Source organism: Paludisphaera soli (genome assembly GCF_011064595.1).
Lineage (GTDB): Bacteria > Planctomycetota > Planctomycetia > Isosphaerales > Isosphaeraceae > Paludisphaera > Paludisphaera soli.
The window spans coordinates 58875-74665 of sequence record NZ_JAALJI010000012.1 but is presented as its reverse complement, the minus strand read 5'-3'; the positions used below and the strand labels follow the sequence as shown (position 1 = coordinate 74665).

Annotated in this window: 12 protein-coding genes; 2 read left to right on the top strand and 10 right to left on the bottom strand. The window is 69.5% G+C overall.

The window, feature by feature from the left end; all coding sequences use genetic code 11:
• Positions 1 to 9: 9 nt before the first annotated feature.
• From G6O68_RS16390 to G6O68_RS16345, 10 genes are all read right to left on the bottom strand, one after another.
• Positions 10 to 2199, bottom strand: coding sequence for an alpha-amylase/4-alpha-glucanotransferase domain-containing protein (locus G6O68_RS16390; RefSeq protein WP_165249707.1), 2190 nt, complete (start codon positions 2197 to 2199; stop codon positions 10 to 12).
• Between the two features lie 218 nt (positions 2200 to 2417).
• Positions 2418 to 3497, bottom strand: a complete 1080-nt coding sequence (galT, locus tag G6O68_RS16385; protein ID WP_165249706.1) for a galactose-1-phosphate uridylyltransferase — start codon at positions 3495 to 3497, stop codon at positions 2418 to 2420.
• A gap of 65 nt (positions 3498 to 3562) precedes the next feature.
• The gene (locus G6O68_RS16380) at positions 3563 to 5752 is read right to left on the bottom strand and encodes a glycoside hydrolase family 57 protein (RefSeq protein ID WP_165249705.1); all 2190 of its coding nucleotides are present in this window, start codon (positions 5750 to 5752) and stop codon (positions 3563 to 3565) included.
• A 108-nt stretch (positions 5753 to 5860) separates the two neighbouring features.
• Complete coding sequence (gene glgA, locus G6O68_RS16375; protein ID WP_165249704.1) at positions 5861 to 7372, bottom strand: glycogen synthase GlgA; 1512 nt, start codon at positions 7370 to 7372, stop codon at positions 5861 to 5863.
• A gap of 217 nt (positions 7373 to 7589) precedes the next feature.
• Positions 7590 to 8333 carry a Rad52/Rad22 family DNA repair protein gene (locus tag G6O68_RS16370; protein ID WP_165249703.1) on the bottom strand — a complete coding sequence of 248 codons (744 nt, stop codon included), beginning with the start codon at positions 8331 to 8333 and terminating at the stop codon, positions 7590 to 7592.
• Between the two features lie 244 nt (positions 8334 to 8577).
• The gene (locus G6O68_RS16365; RefSeq protein ID WP_165249702.1) at positions 8578 to 8784 is read right to left on the bottom strand and encodes a hypothetical protein; all 207 of its coding nucleotides are present in this window, start codon (positions 8782 to 8784) and stop codon (positions 8578 to 8580) included.
• The gene (locus tag G6O68_RS16360; RefSeq protein WP_165249701.1) at positions 8753 to 9610 is read right to left on the bottom strand and encodes a hypothetical protein; all 858 of its coding nucleotides are present in this window, start codon (positions 9608 to 9610) and stop codon (positions 8753 to 8755) included. The genes G6O68_RS16365 and G6O68_RS16360 overlap by 32 nt, the downstream gene beginning before the upstream one ends.
• Before the next feature lie 330 nt (positions 9611 to 9940).
• Entirely contained in the window at positions 9941 to 11665 is a 1725-nt protein-coding gene (gene lnt / locus G6O68_RS16355) for an apolipoprotein N-acyltransferase (RefSeq protein WP_165249700.1), read from the bottom strand.
• A 60-nt stretch (positions 11666 to 11725) separates the two neighbouring features.
• Positions 11726 to 12949, bottom strand: a complete 1224-nt coding sequence (locus G6O68_RS16350) for a molybdopterin molybdotransferase MoeA (RefSeq protein WP_165249699.1) — start codon at positions 12947 to 12949, stop codon at positions 11726 to 11728.
• Between the two features lie 34 nt (positions 12950 to 12983).
• On the bottom strand, positions 12984 to 13559 hold the full coding sequence (locus G6O68_RS16345) for an anthranilate synthase component II (protein WP_165249698.1): 576 nt from the start codon (positions 13557 to 13559) through the stop codon (positions 12984 to 12986).
• A 193-nt stretch (positions 13560 to 13752) separates the two neighbouring features.
• Between G6O68_RS16345 and G6O68_RS16340 the strand changes: the two genes are divergently transcribed.
• Both G6O68_RS16340 and G6O68_RS16335 read left to right on the top strand, forming a co-directional pair.
• Positions 13753 to 14304, top strand: a complete 552-nt coding sequence (locus tag G6O68_RS16340) for a hypothetical protein (protein ID WP_165249697.1) — start codon at positions 13753 to 13755, stop codon at positions 14302 to 14304.
• A 499-nt stretch (positions 14305 to 14803) separates the two neighbouring features.
• Positions 14804 to 15742: an ABC transporter ATP-binding protein gene (locus tag G6O68_RS16335; protein WP_165249696.1), complete on the top strand. Its 939-nt coding sequence runs from the start codon at positions 14804 to 14806 to the stop codon at positions 15740 to 15742.
• The last annotated feature ends 49 nt before the right edge of the window (positions 15743 to 15791 follow it).

The window sequence follows — 15791 nt, the reverse complement described above, 5'->3', positions numbered from 1 at the left end:
CGCTCGAGTTCAGACCCCGGCCAGGCTGGCCCGGTGCCTCGCGGCGGGTTCGGCCGCGGGCTTCCGCGAGTCGAAGGCCATGCGGATGAGGACCTCCCAGCGGCCCGCCTCGTCGCCGACGACGTGCCAGTGCGGGATCACGGCCGAGGACTGGTAGACCCCCTCGAAGCCCCCCTCGCTCTGGCTGACGGTCTCGATCGGGAAGCACCAGACGCCGCAGGGTTTGGTCCAGGAGATCTCGGCGGCCAGGTCGAGCCACTCGTCGGTGAGACTCAGGCCTTCCATGTGGGGGCGGTCGATGCGGGCGTCGAGCATCCCCAGGCGTTCGCCCGAGGGGGCCGAGTAGTAGCGGTCGTCGGCGTGGCCGGCCATCCCCGCGAGGTTGATCTCGACCGCGAAGTGCAGGCAGGCGTCGGGGGGCAGGTCCTCGATCTCGTACCGGATCTCCAGCGCCGGCGAGCCGGCGACCGTCTCGATCGACTTGCGGACCTTCACCGGCCGGCCGTCGGCCAGGCCGGGCCGCTCCATCACCACGCCCACGCGGTCCCCCTCTCGGCGGATCCGGGCGAGGTAGGCCCCCGTGGCGAAGTCGCCGCGCTCGATGCTCCGGCAGGCGATCAGGTCGTCGAGGGTCGCGTCGAGCGGGTAGAAGTGGTCGACGAGCGCCTTGCGCGGGTGGTCGTCGTAGACGATCCTGTCGTCGAGGTTGTCCTGCTTCAGGACCACGTGGCCGTCGCCGTCGTGGGTCGCGCCTTGCTCGGCCGAGCCTCGGGCGCGAATGACGTCGCGGATCGTCTGGTGGTACGCCTCGGGCCGGCGGTCGAGCGTGGCGAGGACGTTGACGCCCGCCTTGCGCACGTCCAACTCGTAGAGGTGCCCTCCCAGGGCCGGGCGGACGAAGGCCACGAGGCGGTCGTTCTCGATCCGGACCTCCTGGCGGGCGTCGAGGTTGAAGTCGGCGACCTCCAGCGCGGCCCGCGGCCCGACCTTCCCCTCGGCCTCGTCGAGGGCGTCGTGGCAGGCGATGAGCGCCTGGTAGATCGCGCCGCGGAGGTGGGGGAGGTAGAGCCCGCCGAACGCGCCGTGCCAGTACGGGCAGTTGCACTGGCCGCGGTACAGCTCGCGACGGGCGGCCTCCAGGTAGTCGGGGTCGACGTCGGGCCGGGCGGAGAGGTCGGCGAGCCGCCGCGAGAGCCAGAGCATCCGCGTGTACATCTCGTCGCTCTCGGGGTAGCGGGCCTTGAAGTTCCGCCAGAAGCCGCCGGCGCGGAAGAAGGGCCTGATCTCGGCCGAGCGGTCGTGCTGGCGGACCGACTTCGCCGCCTGCTCGTAGGCCTGGTGGCGGGCCGGCGGGAGGGCCCACTCGGTCATCTCGCGGTAGGAGCCGTCGGCGATGTAGAGCTTGCCCAGGGGGAGCGTCGCGTCGACCGTCCGGCCGAAGGTGGTGGAGGCGAGCCAGTCGCGGTTGCCGACGAGCATGTCGCAGAACCGCTTCAGCCATCCGCGCTTGTAGACGTGGTCATGGGTCTCGGGCCACGAGCCGAACTTCTCGCCGTCGTCGGCGAACACGACCGTGGCCCCGGGGCGGCGCGCGGCCAGGTTCCGGAGGAACTCGTAGGTCGCGTGCGGCTCCTGGAACGGGATCGTGTAGCGGAGGGTCTCGGAGCCGGGGAAGACCTTCAGCAGCCGCCCCTCGTCCTCGGTCAGGTAGTAGCCGAACAGGTCGTCGCCCGAGACGCCGGCGCGTTCGAAGTGGAAGTCGTCGAGGACCGTGTACTCGACGCCGGCCTCGGCGAAGGCCGAGACCAGGTGCTGCTCCCAGACCCGCTCCGGCGTCCACATCCCCCGGACCTTCGCGCCGAACACGTCGTCGAGGTAGGCCGCAAACGATCGGATCTGTCCGACCCGGTCGGCGTGCGGGATCATCGTCATGATCGGCTCGAAGTAGCCGCCGCCGAGGATCTCGACGCGGCCGGCCTCGACCAGGGCGCGCACCCGGGCCACGTAGTCGGGCTTCTGATCGACGAGCCACTCCAGCAGCGGCCCCGAGGTGTGCAGCGCGAAGGCGATCTCGGGGTAGCGTTCCAGCACCTCCAGAAACGGCAGGTAGCTGTCGCGATAGGCGGTCTCGAAGACGTCTTCGAAGTTCCCCACGGGCTGGTGGTTGTGCAGCGCGAGGATCAGGCGCAGGTTCGACATGGGGCGGCCTCGTGGAAGACGGAACCCCCCGACGCCGCCGGCCGGGGCCGGATCGCCGAGGGGCGTGAAGCTGTGGCGGTCGCGGGGGCTGCGACGCGCGGGGCCTGGAGGCCGGAGGGGGGCCCGAGGATTCGCCGGGGGGGCAGGGCGACACGGCCGGCTGAGGGGTCCATCGCGCGTCCCGGAGGGGCCACGGATCGGCGTCGATCCCCCGTCGGTCAGGGGACCTTGGACGCGTGCGGTTGAGGCCGAGCCCCCGAGACCCGTTCCCGCGCCGCGGCGCCCGGCTGGGGCGTCGCGACCTCCACCTCGCGCAGGAAGGCCGCCGCGTGCTCGGGCGGGACGGGGTTGATGTAGAACCCCGAGCCCCACTCGAAACCCGCGACCTTGGTCAATCGGGGGATCACTTCGATATGCCAATGATAGTGCGGCAGCCCGGAATGGTCAAAGGGGGCGGTATGAACGATGTAGTTGTACGACGGCGAGTCGAGCGCCAGCTCCAGCTTGCCCAGGACCTGGTGCAGGACGTGGGCCAGGTCGTCGACGGCCGGCTTGGGGATGTTCTCGAAGTGGCTCTCGTGAGTCTTGGGGACGATCCAGGTCTCGAAGGGGAAGCGGCTGGCGTAGGGGCAGAAGGCGGTGAAGTGGGGGGTGTCGAGCACGACACGCTTCTCGACGGCCGTCTCCTGCTGCACCATGTCGCAGTAGATGCAGCGGCCCCGGTAGTTGTAGAACTCCAGCGAGCCGGTCATCTCCTCCCAGACCGAGATCGGCACGATCGGCGTGACGATGAGCTGGCTGTGGGTGTGCTCCAGGCTGGCGCCGCCCCCCTCGCCGACGTTCTTGAAGAGCATGCCGTGGACCAGCCGACGGTCGCGCTTCAGGTCGACCAGGCGGTCGCGGTAGACCCAGAGGACGTCGCGGATGTTGGCCTCGGGGAGCGACGCCATGGTGAGGTGGTGGTCCGGACTCTCGATGATGACCTCGTGCGCGCCGACGCCGGCCATGCGGTCGTAGATGCCGTCGCCGCGCTTGTCCAGCTCGCCCTCGATCTTGAGCGCCGGGAACCGATTCGGGACGACGCGGACCCGCCAGCCGGGGCCGTTGGGGCGGCTGCCGAAGTCGCGGTAGGCGAGGATCTCGGGCGGGGTCATCTCCTCGCGGCCTTCGCAGAACGGGCACGTCTGCGCGCCGGCGATCGGCGCGGGGGCCGCCTTGAAGTCGTGGGGGCGGCGGGCCCGCTCGTGAGCGATGATCACCCAGCGGCCGACGATCGGGTCCTTCCGAAGCTCGGGCATCCGTCTCCCCCTTCCTTCCTGGTTGGGATGGGCGTCGCGCCGCCGCGACCCCCGCTCGGTCTCGGTCAGACTTGCCAGAGGACCCGCTCGAAGTCCGGGGACGGGGTGGTCAGCTCGAAGACCCCCTCGCGGGGCGCGCGGTCGAGGCTGGCTTCCCCCTTCAGCAGCTCGACGTAGAAGCGGATCGGGTCGCCGGGCTTCAAGCCGAGGCGATCGAACGGCACGGCCAGTTCGAAGATCGCGCCGGTCGCGGCCGAGACGGTGTCGCCGTTGGCCGGCTCATGCCCCGCGTGGTTCAGGTAGCCGATCGGCCGCTCCAGGCAGGGCTGGATCACGATGATCTCGCGCTCGGCTGGGTCGACGAAGCCGATGCGGAGCCGGTCGACCTCGGCCAGGCGCTCGGCGGCCGGGCCGCCGTCGGCGTCGATGCGGACCAGGAAGCGGTCGGCGTCGAACCCGAACCAGACGACGTGCATCAGGCCCCGGGTGACCAGCGTCATCGTGCCGCGGTCGTTGCCGCAGACGTAGCGGGCCCCGTCGATCCACTCGAAGTAGGTGGCCCGGCCGTCGACCTTGACGTTGAGGAAGCTCCGGGGCTGGTCGTTGGCCGCCCGCGTCGGCGCGGCTTTCGAGATCGGCGCGAACAGCGAGCCCGGGGGGTCGCAGCCGAGGAACGCGTAGACGTTGCGGAGGTGCTTGCGGAAGAGGTGGTCGAAGAGGGCGTCCTGGGCGCACGAGTGGTCGTCGCCGTACCACCAGAACCAATCGGAGCCCTCGGCGATGTAGATCTCCTCCCAGGCCTTCGCCAGGCTCGCCTCGTCGTGGCGGCCGGTCTGCTGCTCGCGGACGAGGAACTCGCGGGTCTCGTGAAGGGCGTCCCAGCCGCTGTTGTCCTCGGGGTGGCCGATCCAGATGGCGAAGTTGTGGCTGATCCAGCTGCCGGCGAACAGCCGCTGGAGCGTGTCCACGGGCCGATTCTCGCGCAGGTGGTCGCCGATCTTGACCGGCCGGACGCGGGGGTCGCGGACGGTTTCCTGGTAGAGCGAGCGGAGGAACGAGACGCCGCCGTCGGGGAAGTACTCCCAGCAGTTCTCGCCGTCGAGGACGACGGGGACCACGGTCGACGGGTTGTGGCGGCAGGCGTCGCCGATCGCGTGGAGCTTGCCGAGGAAGTCGGCGGCGGCGATCGGCCCCGGGCTGCGCTGGTAGTGGAAGCCGACCTGGTCCGACATCGAATGGTCGCGGAAGACGATGCCGAGCTGCGAGTCCCCCTCGCGGACGTGCCAGCCGCGGTAGAGCAGGTCGGGCCGGCGGACGTGGCCCCGGCCGTCGCGGCCGACGACGCCCCCGGTCGAGCAGCCGAGGATCTCCTCGTCGGTCGCGATCCACTCGATGCCGTGCTTCGCCAGCAGCGGGATGAGCGCCTGGCAGACCGACCCTTCGCTCGGCCACATGCCCCTCGGGGCCGAGCCGAACCGCCGCTCGTGGCTCTCGACGGCGCGGCGGACGTGCACCTCGGCGTCTTCCGGGTAGCCCTCGCGGTAGGACGGCAGGGCGACCTCGGGCATCGCCTCGCGGGCCAGCTTCTTGTCGAGCAGGAGCGGCAGGATCGGGTGGTAATAGGGCGTGGTCGTCAGCTCGACCTGGCCGCGCTCGGCGAGCTTGCGGTGGAGCGGGATGACCTGGCCCAGCAATTCCCGCTGCTTGTCGAGGAGCCAGTCCTTGTCCTGCTCGGTGTAGTTGCGGTCCTTCGCCTTGAACTCGGCGAGTTCCGGGTCCTTCTCGAAGAGCAGGGGGTGGAACCAGGCGAGGTTCGACCAGACCTGCAGGTCGCGAAGGTCCCTGGCGCGGAAACGGGTCCGGGCCTGCTCGCCGGTGCTGCTCCACGACGAGCGCAGCATGTACAGCTCGTGGTAGCGCGGGTGGGGGCGGATCATGGCGTCGGCGAACGCCATGAAGAAGTTGTCGAGCACGTAGAGCAGGTCGTCGCGCGAGAGGCCGTCGGCCGGCATGCGCGAGACCGTCAGGTGCTTGTCGGTCGCCCCTTCGACGTAGGCCTCAAGCTGGTTGAGGAGGCTGGGGACGAGGTTGATGGTGCACTGGAACTCCGGGACCTCTTCCAGGTGGAGGGCCATCCCGAGGTAATCCTTCACCGCGTGGAGGCGGACCCAGGGCATCGGGTTCTCGCCGGTCGCATCGTCCGGGTAATACGGCTGATGCTGGTGCCACATCAAGGCCAGCGCGACTTGCGACATTCCGCGGTCCCTCGTCTCGATCACCCCGGCCCGTCCCTGGCCTGCGCCCGGGGCTACGATACTTAGGCTCGGAATGTCGGCGAGAGGACTTGAAGCGAACCCCCGGCCTCAAGGAAGAACGGGATCCTCGCTGAGAGTCTGGGCAAGTTGCGGGCGACGCCTCCGCTGGATCTCCCGGTAGAGATCCACGTAACGGCCGGCGCTCTGCTTCCAGGACCAATCGGTGGACATGCCCGACCTGACGAGCCGGGCCCAGGTCTTCCGGTCGCCCCAGACGTCGAGGACGCGTTCGAGGGTCCGCCAGAGTGCATTCGAGGTGGGTTCGTGGAAGATGAAGCCGGTGGCCCGGCCGTCGGCGATCGTCTGCGGGTTGACGTCGACGACGGTGTCCACCAGCCCGCCCGTGGCGTGGACCACCGGGACCGTGCCGTGGGCGAGGCTGTAGAGCTGATTCAGGCCGCAGGGCTCGAAGAGGCTGGGCATCAGGAAGACGTCGGCCCCGGCCTCGATCTGGTGCGCCAGGTCGTCCGAGAATCCGAGGTGCGCCCAGACCTTGCCGGGATGCCGATGCACGAGGGCTTCGAGGAGGTTGTGGTACTTGGGATGCCCGGTGCCCAGGACGATGAGCTGGACGTCGTGAGCCAGGAGGCGTTCGGCGACCTCGGCGAGGAGGTCCCAGCCTTTCTGCGGGTCGAGGCGGCCGATCTGCGCGAACAGGGGGACGTCGGGCCGGACCGGGAGCCCGGCGTGCTTCTGCAGCCACGCCTTGCAGGCCGCCTTGCCCTTCGACACGGTCTCGACGTCGTATCGCTCGGCGAGCATCGCCTCGTTGCGCGGGCTCCAGGACCGCTCCTCGATGCCGTTGACGATCCCCCGCAAGTCGTCGCGGCGGTCGCGGAGCAGGCCGTCGAGCCCCGCGCCTTGCACCTGGGTCTGGATCTCCCGGGCGTAGGTCGGGCTGACGGTGGTGAGCATGTCGGCGAACACCAGCCCGGCCTTCATGAAGCTGAGCTTGCCGTGGAACTCCAGGGCTCGGTGGTTGAAATAGCCCCAGTCGAGCCCGGTGACCGGGACGTCCCAGTGCCAGAACAGCCCTTGATACGCGAGGTTGTGGATGGTGAACAGGCTCCCGGCCGACTCCAGCCCGGGCGTGTCCTTGTAGAGCGACCGGAGGTAGAGTGGGATGAGCCCGGTCTGCCAGTCGTTGCAGTGGAAGACGTCGGGCCGGAGGTTCAGGGCGGCGGTCGCCTCCAGCACGGCGCGCTGGAAGAACACGAAGCGTTCGCAGTTGTCTTCGAAGTCGTGTCCGAGGTGGCCGTACAGCCCTTCGCGATCGAAGTAGCCCGGCTCGTCGATGAGGTAGACCGGCACGTCGGAGTCCGGCAGGCGGGCCTCGAAGACGTGGCCGAGGACCGTGGACGAGCCGACGGGGATGCGCAGAGTGAGGCCCGTCGCGGCGAGGTCGCGCTTGGAGTCCCAGACCTTGCGGTAGCAGGGGAGGAAGAGGCACGTCGCGTGGCCCAACTCCGCCACGGCCCGCGGGAGGGCGCCGGCGACGTCGGCCAGGCCCCCCGTCTTGGCGAACGGGACGCCCTCCGAGGCGACGAAGACGATGTTCACGACGGGCCGTCCCTCGACAACGACAAAGGCTCGGACGCCGGCCCCGCGATCGACCTCGCGACGATCGGGGCGACGATCCGAGGCCGGGGCCGCTCGACAGCGGGGGTGGATGGGCTTCGCGAGCGAATCGACCCTACTGTAGAGCAGCTTCCCCGGCCTCACAAGCCGTCATCGGCCCGAGGCCGACGCCGACTGGAGCTTTGACGCCGCCATCGCCTCAGCGACGGGGGCCGGCCGCGGCGACGGCGCCGTTCTCGGCGTGGTAGTTCGAGAGCACGCGGAGGGCCTCCGAGTGGCCCTGGTCCACCTGCTCGCCGCTCCACTGGACCATCCGGGCCGGGAAGTGGTTGTTCTTCCCCCAATCGCTGAGGGTCCTCAGCAGGTCGACGCCCAGCTTCTCGTCGCGTTCCTTGACCCAGGCGAACAGGGCCTTCCCCGACTTCGGCGCGGGGCTCGGGCCGGTGTCGTGCGAGGGCGCCTGCCGCGGGGCGGGCTGCAGCGGCTCCGCGGCGATCCTGTCGGACTCGGCCGGGGCCGGCGTGGCGGCCGCGGCGGACTGCTCGCGACGGGAGCGGACCAGGGCCTCGCGGATCGACTGCGGGACGCCGTCCCCGTAGAGGTAGCGGCCCACGCCGAACTTGACGGCGGCCCGCTTGAAGGCGTCGGAGAAGCCGCTCTTCTCGTAGTCGCTCGTGTCGGCCGTGGTGGTGAACCCGCCGGCGTCGCTCTTGGTCAGGGTCGTCCCGTCCGCCAGGCGGATCGTCAGGCGGCAGATGATCGCGTTCTCCATCGGCGTGTACTCGTCCCACCAGTTCGCGGGGCCGAGCACCTCGTCCAGCCGGTTCATGACCGTCCGGGCCGTGACGTAGGAGAACTCGCGGCCCCCCTGGCTCCGGGACCGCACTTCGTCGTTCGCGAACGGGGCGGCGAGCGCCGCGAAAATCTCGATGTGCTGGGACATGGGTGGTCGCTCTTTCCACGTTAAGGAGCGGGGAGTCGACGACGCCTGAGCGCCCTGATCCGATCTTCGGGCGTAGCGAGCGACGATCCTTCTCGGCTCAATCGTCATTTCCCTTACGACCCATTGTATACGGTTCATCTGTACAGTAAAGGGCCTGGTCAAAAAAAATTCGCCCGCTCCCTCCGGCCGTGGTCGGCGGGAGGGACGGGCGACGATGGGTCACGGCGGGAGAGGGCCTTCGGGGTCAGCCGACCGAAACCTTCCACTCATACTGCATGAGGAGGATGGTCATCAGGATGCAGCCGATGAGCAGGGCGGCCAGCGAGATCCCCAGGAGGGCCACGTAGATGTCGCTCTTGGGGGCCTGGACGAGGACGCCGCGCTGCCGGGGGGCGGCGGCGGAGCGGGAGGCCCCGGCGTTAGAGGCGCGGCTTGATCGTAGACGAGACAATGTCGCCCTCCTGCAGCTTTTTGCCTTGGTAAGTGTTGCCGATGACTTGAAGGACCGAGTGGTTCGGCTCGACGGCGATCACCTTCGCCTTGCCCAGGTATTCGGGGCGGGGCGAGGTCCGCATGATGTACACCTCGTGGCCGACGACCAGGCCGTCGTTGGATCCGATCGACGATTCGAACCGACGGTTGGTGGCGTCGACCCGGTCGACTTCGCCCACGACCGGCGGCGGGCTCTCGATGCCGGTGATCTGCGTGATGTCGTCGGAAAGCCCGTTGCTCCGCAGCAGGGTGGAGTACTTGGCCACCCGCTCGCGGAGGTCGGTGTTGTTCTTGGTGGCCGACTCCAGGGCGCGTTCCATCTCGCGGATCTTGTCGTTCTGCTCGGCATTGTGGAGCGCGAACTCGGCCGCCTGGGCCTCGACCTTGGCCTTTATCTCGCGGAGCTGGAGCGTCTCCTTGCGGTTGGCCTCCGCTTCGTCGAGGGCGGTCTTGGCGTTCTGCTGGGCCGTGGCGACCTGGCCGGCGGCGGTGGTGATCTGCTGCTGGGCCAGCAGATTCTGCTGCTCGACCGCCGCGACCTTGTCCTCCAGCTGCTTGGCCTGGGCCGCGTAGTTGCCCTTCTCGGTGTCCAGGTCCTTCTGGGCGGCCGCCACCTTGGCCTCCGCGTCGCGGAGCTTGGTGGTCAGGTCGTTGACCTTCTTCTTCTCCGCTTCCGTCGCGGTCTTCCAGTTCTTCGAGGTCGTGAAGACCACCGTAGAGACCGCGCTCAGGATGAGCGAGAAGGCCATGATGAAGAGGACGAGTATCTTTCCGACGGTAGTCATGGTCCCATCCTACCATTCAAAGTAAGACGGCCGGCCAACCACCCGCGCGACGAATCCGCCGTGCGCCGAAGACGGGATTGGGCTGGACCGTGGTAATCCCTGGAGATGTGGCGGGACCCCCCGACGACGCCGGGCCGTGGGGGCGAAATCCCTTCAGTTCGAATGTAACGCCGCGTCGCCCGGAACGACAAGCCCCTCACGTCGCAACACGAGGTTGCCACAAGAGAAACTGGATTCTTCGCTCGCTGGCGCAACTTGCCCAAAATCTACCCCACGACTGGAGAGAAGGCAAGCGGCGTAAACTGGAGAGATCAGCGACCCCTCGGAAGATCAGGCCTGGGTCGGTCGTCGCGGTCGCAGCCGTCGGGAGGCCCATCCGGCCGGGACCAGGCCGAGGCAGACCGCCAGGCAGGACCAGCCCAGCCAGTCGCCCCAGGCGATGTAGAGGCTGGACCGATCGTCGAGCGGGACGTCCGCCTGGAGCACCCCCTCGGTGCCGCGGGGGAGGACCTGGAGGATCCGGCCGTCGCCGTCGATCAGCGCCGAGAGCCCCGTGTTGACCGCGCGCGCCAGCGGCACGCGGTTCTCCACGCTGCGGAAGACGCTGACGGCCAGGTGCATGTCCAGCTCCTCGGACTCATGGAACCAGCCGTCGTTCGAGAGGTCGATGAGCACGTCGGGCTGGCGGCCGTCGCGGGGGTCGTGGAAGAAACGGCGTATCAGGTGGGGGACCGTGTCCTCATAGCAGATGCCGACGGCGAGGCGGTATCTCCCCAGGTCGAGTGCGTTGGTCTCCTCGCCGAACGTCAGCGTCGGCAGGTAGCCGTCGCGGTAGGGGGTGAAGAAGGTCAGCCAGGGGAGGGTTTCCAGCAGCGGGATGTACTCGCCGAACGGCACGAGCTGGATCTTGTTGTAGACCTGGATGGCCCGGGACGTGGGCTCGAACAGGATCGCCGAGTTGTACTTGCCGAGGCCCTCCGGGCGATGGTCGTAGCGGAGGTTCCCGATCAGCAGGGGGACGCCCGCGGCGTCGGTCATGGCGTGGATGATCGCTTCGATCCGCTCCTTCCGATCGCGCCAGAACTCGGCGGTGAGCCCGTCGGCGACCTGGCCGAGCTGCTTCGCGAAGGCCTCCTCGGGGAGGTTCGGGGCGATGGCGATCGTCTGCCAGGGGAACGACGTCTCGGGCCAGACGACGAGGTCCGGCTTCGGGTCGGCGGCGGCGGCCTTGAGCGTGAGGCGGTCGAGCGTGTCGAGGATGTCCTGGGCCTTGTGCTTGTCGGATTTGTAGACCTGCTCGAAGTTCGTCTGGAGCAGGGCGATCCGGGGGCCTTCGGTGAACTTGGCGGCCGAGAGCCGGTAGGCGCCGTAAGCGAACGTCGCGATCAGCGACACGGCGACGATCCAGACCCGGGCCGCCTGCCTCGGCCGCAACCGGGGACCGCTCGGCGACCGGCGGAGCAGGGGGAGCGTGAGCAGGTCCACGATCAGGGCGTTGACCATCACGATCAGGAAGCTCAGGCCGAGGGCCCCGGTCACGTCGGCGATCTGGATCAGCGGGATCGCCCGGTACTGCGAATGGCCCAGGTAGTACCAGGGGAATCCCGACAGGATGAACGCCCGGACGTGCTCCAGCCCGACCCACAAGATCGGCGCGGCCATCATCAGCGGGATCTTGAGCGTGAAGACCGCGTGCCGCGTGAGGGCCAGGAAGCCCGGCCACCAGGCCGAGAAGATCAGGGCCATCGTCACCCAGGCGGTCCAGGCGGTGGCGTCGGTCAGCCGGACCCATTGCAGGCTGCAGAGCCAGAACGCCAGGCCGCCGGCCCAGGCGCCGAGATAGACCCGCCACCGCGCGACCGGCTCGACGGCCAGCCGGAGCAGGGGCGTGAGCGCCAGCCAGGCCAGCACGCTCCATTCCAGGGGTGGGAACGACGCCCAGAGCAGGAAGCCCGAGAGGGCGCCCGCGAAGATCGGATGCCGCGACGCCCGCTCGCTCAGGGTGAGCCGGCGTTCCTCCTCCGGGCTCTGTGTGACGGCGGTTCCAGCATCCATCGTTCGTCGTCCTTCCGGTCGATTGCGAGGCGTCGGGGGCGAAGCGGTCGGGCCCGTACCTTAATGCAAAGGGAGGAAGCCGACAATTTCACCCGGCTCGACCACGGTCTCGCGATCGGGGAGGACGAGGAAGCCGTCGGCCCGGACGACGGCCATCAGGTCGGCCGAGCCGCTCCAGTCGACGGGCTCGATGGTGGGCATGGCGGGCCCATGCGGCTCGCCGACGATCCGCGCCGGCAGGTAGGTCTCCAGGTCGCTCCGGTGTTCCAGCCTGCCGGCGGAATGGGCCGGGACGACCCCCGCGGCCCTCGCGGGGCGGCCGTCGAGGACGTCGAGGGCCGGGGCGACGAAGATCCGGAAGTTCACCAGGCCGCTCAGCGGATTGCCCGGCAGCCCGAAGACCAGGGCCGGCGGCCGGCCCTCGCGGTCGGGCCCCACGCCGAACCAGAGGGGCTTTCCCGGCTTGAGGCGGACTTTGTGGAAGACCTCGCGCACGCCGAGGTCCCGCAGCGTCCCGGGGACGAGGTCCTTGCTCCCCGCCGAGACGCCGCCGATCGCCAGCACCACGTCGGATTCGAGCGCCCGGCGCAGCCCTTCGCGGAGCGCCTCGGGCTCGTCGGGGAGGATCGGCGACGTCCAGGTTTCCACGCCTCGACCCGCCGCCAGGGCTTCGAGCATGAGGGCGTTCGAGTTGCGGATCCGGCCCGGCCCGGGCGTCTCGCGGAAATCCACCAGCTCGTCGCCGGTGGGAACGATCGCCACGCGGGGGCGGTCGACCACGCGGACCACGGCCGAGCCCACGGCCGCGAGCAGGCCCAAGCGCGACGGGGTCAGCACGACGCCGCCGGCCAGCAGCCGGTCCCCTTCGCGGTAGACCCGGCCCCGGGGCAGCCGGTTGAGGCCGGACCTGATCTCCTGGGGGCGGATCGCCACGAAATCGCCGTGACGGTCCGTACGTTCGTGCATGACGACGGCGTCGGCGTTCGGGGGCAGGGGGGCGCCGGTGGTGATCTCGGCGGCCTCGCCGGCTGCCAGGGGGCGGGTCGGCGGATGGCCGGCGAGGATCGACTCGACCACGAGGAGGCGACGGGGCAAGTCGGCCAGGTCCTCGGCGCGGACCGCGTAGCCGTCGACCAGGGCCTTATCGAAGGGCGGCTGGTCGGCGTCCGCCCAGACGTCGTCGGCGAGCCATCGCCCGAGGGAGGCCTCCAGCGGGCGATCGACCACCGGCAGGGGGGCCGCGTGTTCGAAGACGAGGGCCAGCGCTTCGGAAACCCTCAGCATGACGATGCCCCGCCCAGGCCGGTCCGGGGTCGGCTCACGCCCCTTGCTCCAGGAAGTTCTTCAGCAGTTTGATCCCTTCGAGCGTGAGGAAGCTCTCGGGATGGTACTGGACGCCTTCCATCGGGTAGGTCTTGTGCCGCACGCCCATGATCTCGCCCTCTTCGGTCTGGGCGACGACCTCCAGGTCCTCGGGCAGCGTGCCCGGCTGGATGATCAGGCTGTGGTAGCGGGTGGCCTGGAACGGGTTCGAGAGCCCCCGATAGACCCCCTTGCCGTCGTGGTGGATCATCGAGGTCTTGCCGTGCATGATCCGCCCGGCCCGGACGACGTCCGCCCCGAAGGTGTGGCCCATGCACTGATGCCCGAGGCAGACCCCCAGCAGCGGGATCCGGGGGCCGAAGGTCTTGATGACCTCGTTGGAGATCCCCGCCTCGCGGGGCGTGCATGGGCCCGGCGAGATGATCAGGCGGGAGGGGTTCTTGGCCTCGATCTCCTCGATCGTGATCCGATCGTTGCGGACGACCTCCAGGTCGACGCCCGGGTCGATCTCGCCCAGGCGCTGGACGAGGTTGTAGGTGAAGGAGTCGTAGTTGTCGATCAGCAGGATCATGACGGAACCTTCCGCGGCGCGTTCTGTTTCGGTCGCGAGCGACGGATCCGATCGTAGCGTCCGGGGCGGGCGCCGTGAAGAGTTTCCAGGCGGATTCGCCGCCGCCGCACCCTTCGCATGATAGGGTCTCTCGGAGCCTCGCCCGGAGGCGGGCTCGCGCGCTTGCAGGGGTTTCGACAAGGAGGATCGAACGATGACCGCCGCGATCATGACGTTGGGGTTGGCGCTGGCCGTCGGCGGCGTGGGGCAGGGGCCCGCCTGCCCGGGATGCGCCCAGCGGGTGCACCATCATCACCAGGGGCACGGCGGCCACGCGGCGCACGGCCACGGGGGTCACGGCCGCTCGGCCGGCTGGATCCTCCCCCCGGGGCCCGGCGACGGCTGGGGGTTCCCCAACGGCGACCCCCACAACGCCGGCTGGTATTCGCCCGGCCACTACCTGCCGCTGGGGGCCGATCGCACGGCCGACTACCACTTCCCGCGCTATCTGGCCGTCCCCCCCGAGCAGATGTTCCCGGGGACCGACTACAATCCTTACGTGAATCGCGGCCAGCGCTACCTGCCGTTCGCGGGGGCCGGCGGCGACCATCCGGCGGGCGGGCCGCCCCTGGACTCCTCGACGACCTCCGTCCAGCCCTACACTTCGATGGACGGCGCGAAGCCCACGTCCCCCGTGCCGACCTTCAGCGGCCGGGTCGACGCCCCGCCCCTCCCCGCCTCGGGCGGCACCGGCCTGACCCCCTGACCCCGCGCCGCGAGCGTCGCGACGAGGCGACGCGACCCCGACGCCCGCGCCGACCCGACCGCGGGCGTGCACGGGCGTCGCCTTGGCGGTGCTTGCCAACGTCCTAGCATTCCTTTAGGATCGAACGATCCGGATGACGCCATCCCGGCGGCGCGCCGATCTCGCGGGCGGGGAAAGCCTGCGAACTTTTCGGCCCGCCGGGTCGTAGCACCCCCAAGCGACGGCCGTCGAAGGCCCCGAAACCGCCGCGCACCGAGTGCGCGGCCGTCGGGGATTTCGGCCTTGTCGCCTTCGGACCCGCCCCCGATCGACCCGCCCTCGCGCCGCCACCCGGCCGCGGGCGTCGCCGGCCGGCGGGATCTTCGCTCTCATCCATCTGGTATTCTTGTCAATCGACCGACCGTCCCCGACTTCGGCCCCGGCCGAGGGCGCCCGCATCCCGGCCGTCGATCCGTCGCCGCTGTTCCGAGTTCCCACCTGAGTTGAGGCTCCGTCTTACATGAGTTCCGAAGTCATCATCGAGACGCGGAATCTGACCAAGGTTTATCGCGACTTCTGGGGACGGCCGAAGGTCCAGGCGCTCAAGGCCCTCGACCTCCAGGTCCATCGCGGCGAGATCTTCGGCCTCCTGGGCCCGAACGGGTCGGGCAAGACGACGACGATCAAGCTCCTCCTGGGCCTCCTCTTCCCCACCGAGGGGGACGCCCTGATCTTCAACGAGCCCACCTCCAACGTCTCCAAGAACGAGCGGATCGGCTACCTGCCGGAGGAGACGTACCTCTACAAGTTCCTCAACGCCGAGGAGACGCTCCAGTTCTACGGCCGGCTGTTCAAGATGCCGGCCTCGGAGCGGAACAAGCGGGTCGGCCAGCTCATCGACATGGTGGGCCTATCGGCCGCCAAGCACCGCCAGCTCCGCGAGTACTCCAAGGGCATGCAGCGCCGGATCGGCCTGGCCCAGGCGCTGATCAACAACCCGGAGCTGATCCTCCTCGACGAGCCGACCTCGGGCCTGGACCCGATCGGAACGGCCGAGATCAAGGAGCTGATCCGCGAGCTTCGCGAGCAGGGGAAGACCATCGTCCTCTCGGGCCACCTCCTGGCCGACATGCAGGACATCTGCGACCGGATCGCGATCCTCCACCGCGGCGAGCTGAAGGAGATGGGCAAGGTCACCGACCTCCTGACGGTCCAGGACGTGACCCAGATCAAGGCCCGCAACCTCCCCGCCGAGGCGCTCCAGGAGGTCCGCGAGGTCATCGCCCGCCACGGCGGCGAGCAGATCACGATCGACCACCCGACGACCACGCTGGAGGAGTTGTTCCTTCGGATCGTCCGCGAGAGCGAGCTGCACCCCGGCCGCCGCAAGGTCGCCGCGAGCTCGCCCCAGCCGCCGACCGCCGAGGAACTGGCCGAGGCCGCCTCCAAGTCCTCCTGATCGCGACGCGATCCCCGGCGGGCGCCTCGCGGTGCCCGCGGCCTCGCGG

Excerpts from the sequence above, each read along its gene's own strand:
- G6O68_RS16390 (WP_165249707.1), bottom strand. The coding sequence starts at position 2,199 with ATGTCGAACCTGCGCCTGATCCTCGCGCTGCACAACCACCAGCCCGTG.
- galT (WP_165249706.1), bottom strand. The coding sequence starts at position 3,497 with ATGCCCGAGCTTCGGAAGGACCCGATCGTCGGCCGCTGGGTGATCATC.
- G6O68_RS16380 (WP_165249705.1), bottom strand. The coding sequence starts at position 5,752 with ATGTCGCAAGTCGCGCTGGCCTTGATGTGGCACCAGCATCAGCCGTAT.
- G6O68_RS16370 (WP_165249703.1), bottom strand. The coding sequence starts at position 8,333 with ATGTCCCAGCACATCGAGATTTTCGCGGCGCTCGCCGCCCCGTTCGCG.
- G6O68_RS16360 (WP_165249701.1), bottom strand. The coding sequence starts at position 9,610 with ATGACTACCGTCGGAAAGATACTCGTCCTCTTCATCATGGCCTTCTCG.
- lnt (WP_165249700.1), bottom strand. The coding sequence starts at position 11,665 with ATGGATGCTGGAACCGCCGTCACACAGAGCCCGGAGGAGGAACGCCGG.
- G6O68_RS16350 (WP_165249699.1), bottom strand. The coding sequence starts at position 12,949 with ATGCTGAGGGTTTCCGAAGCGCTGGCCCTCGTCTTCGAACACGCGGCC.
- G6O68_RS16345 (WP_165249698.1), bottom strand. The coding sequence starts at position 13,559 with ATGATCCTGCTGATCGACAACTACGACTCCTTCACCTACAACCTCGTC.
- G6O68_RS16340 (WP_165249697.1), top strand. The coding sequence starts at position 13,753 with ATGACCGCCGCGATCATGACGTTGGGGTTGGCGCTGGCCGTCGGCGGC.
- G6O68_RS16335 (WP_165249696.1), top strand. The coding sequence starts at position 14,804 with ATGAGTTCCGAAGTCATCATCGAGACGCGGAATCTGACCAAGGTTTAT.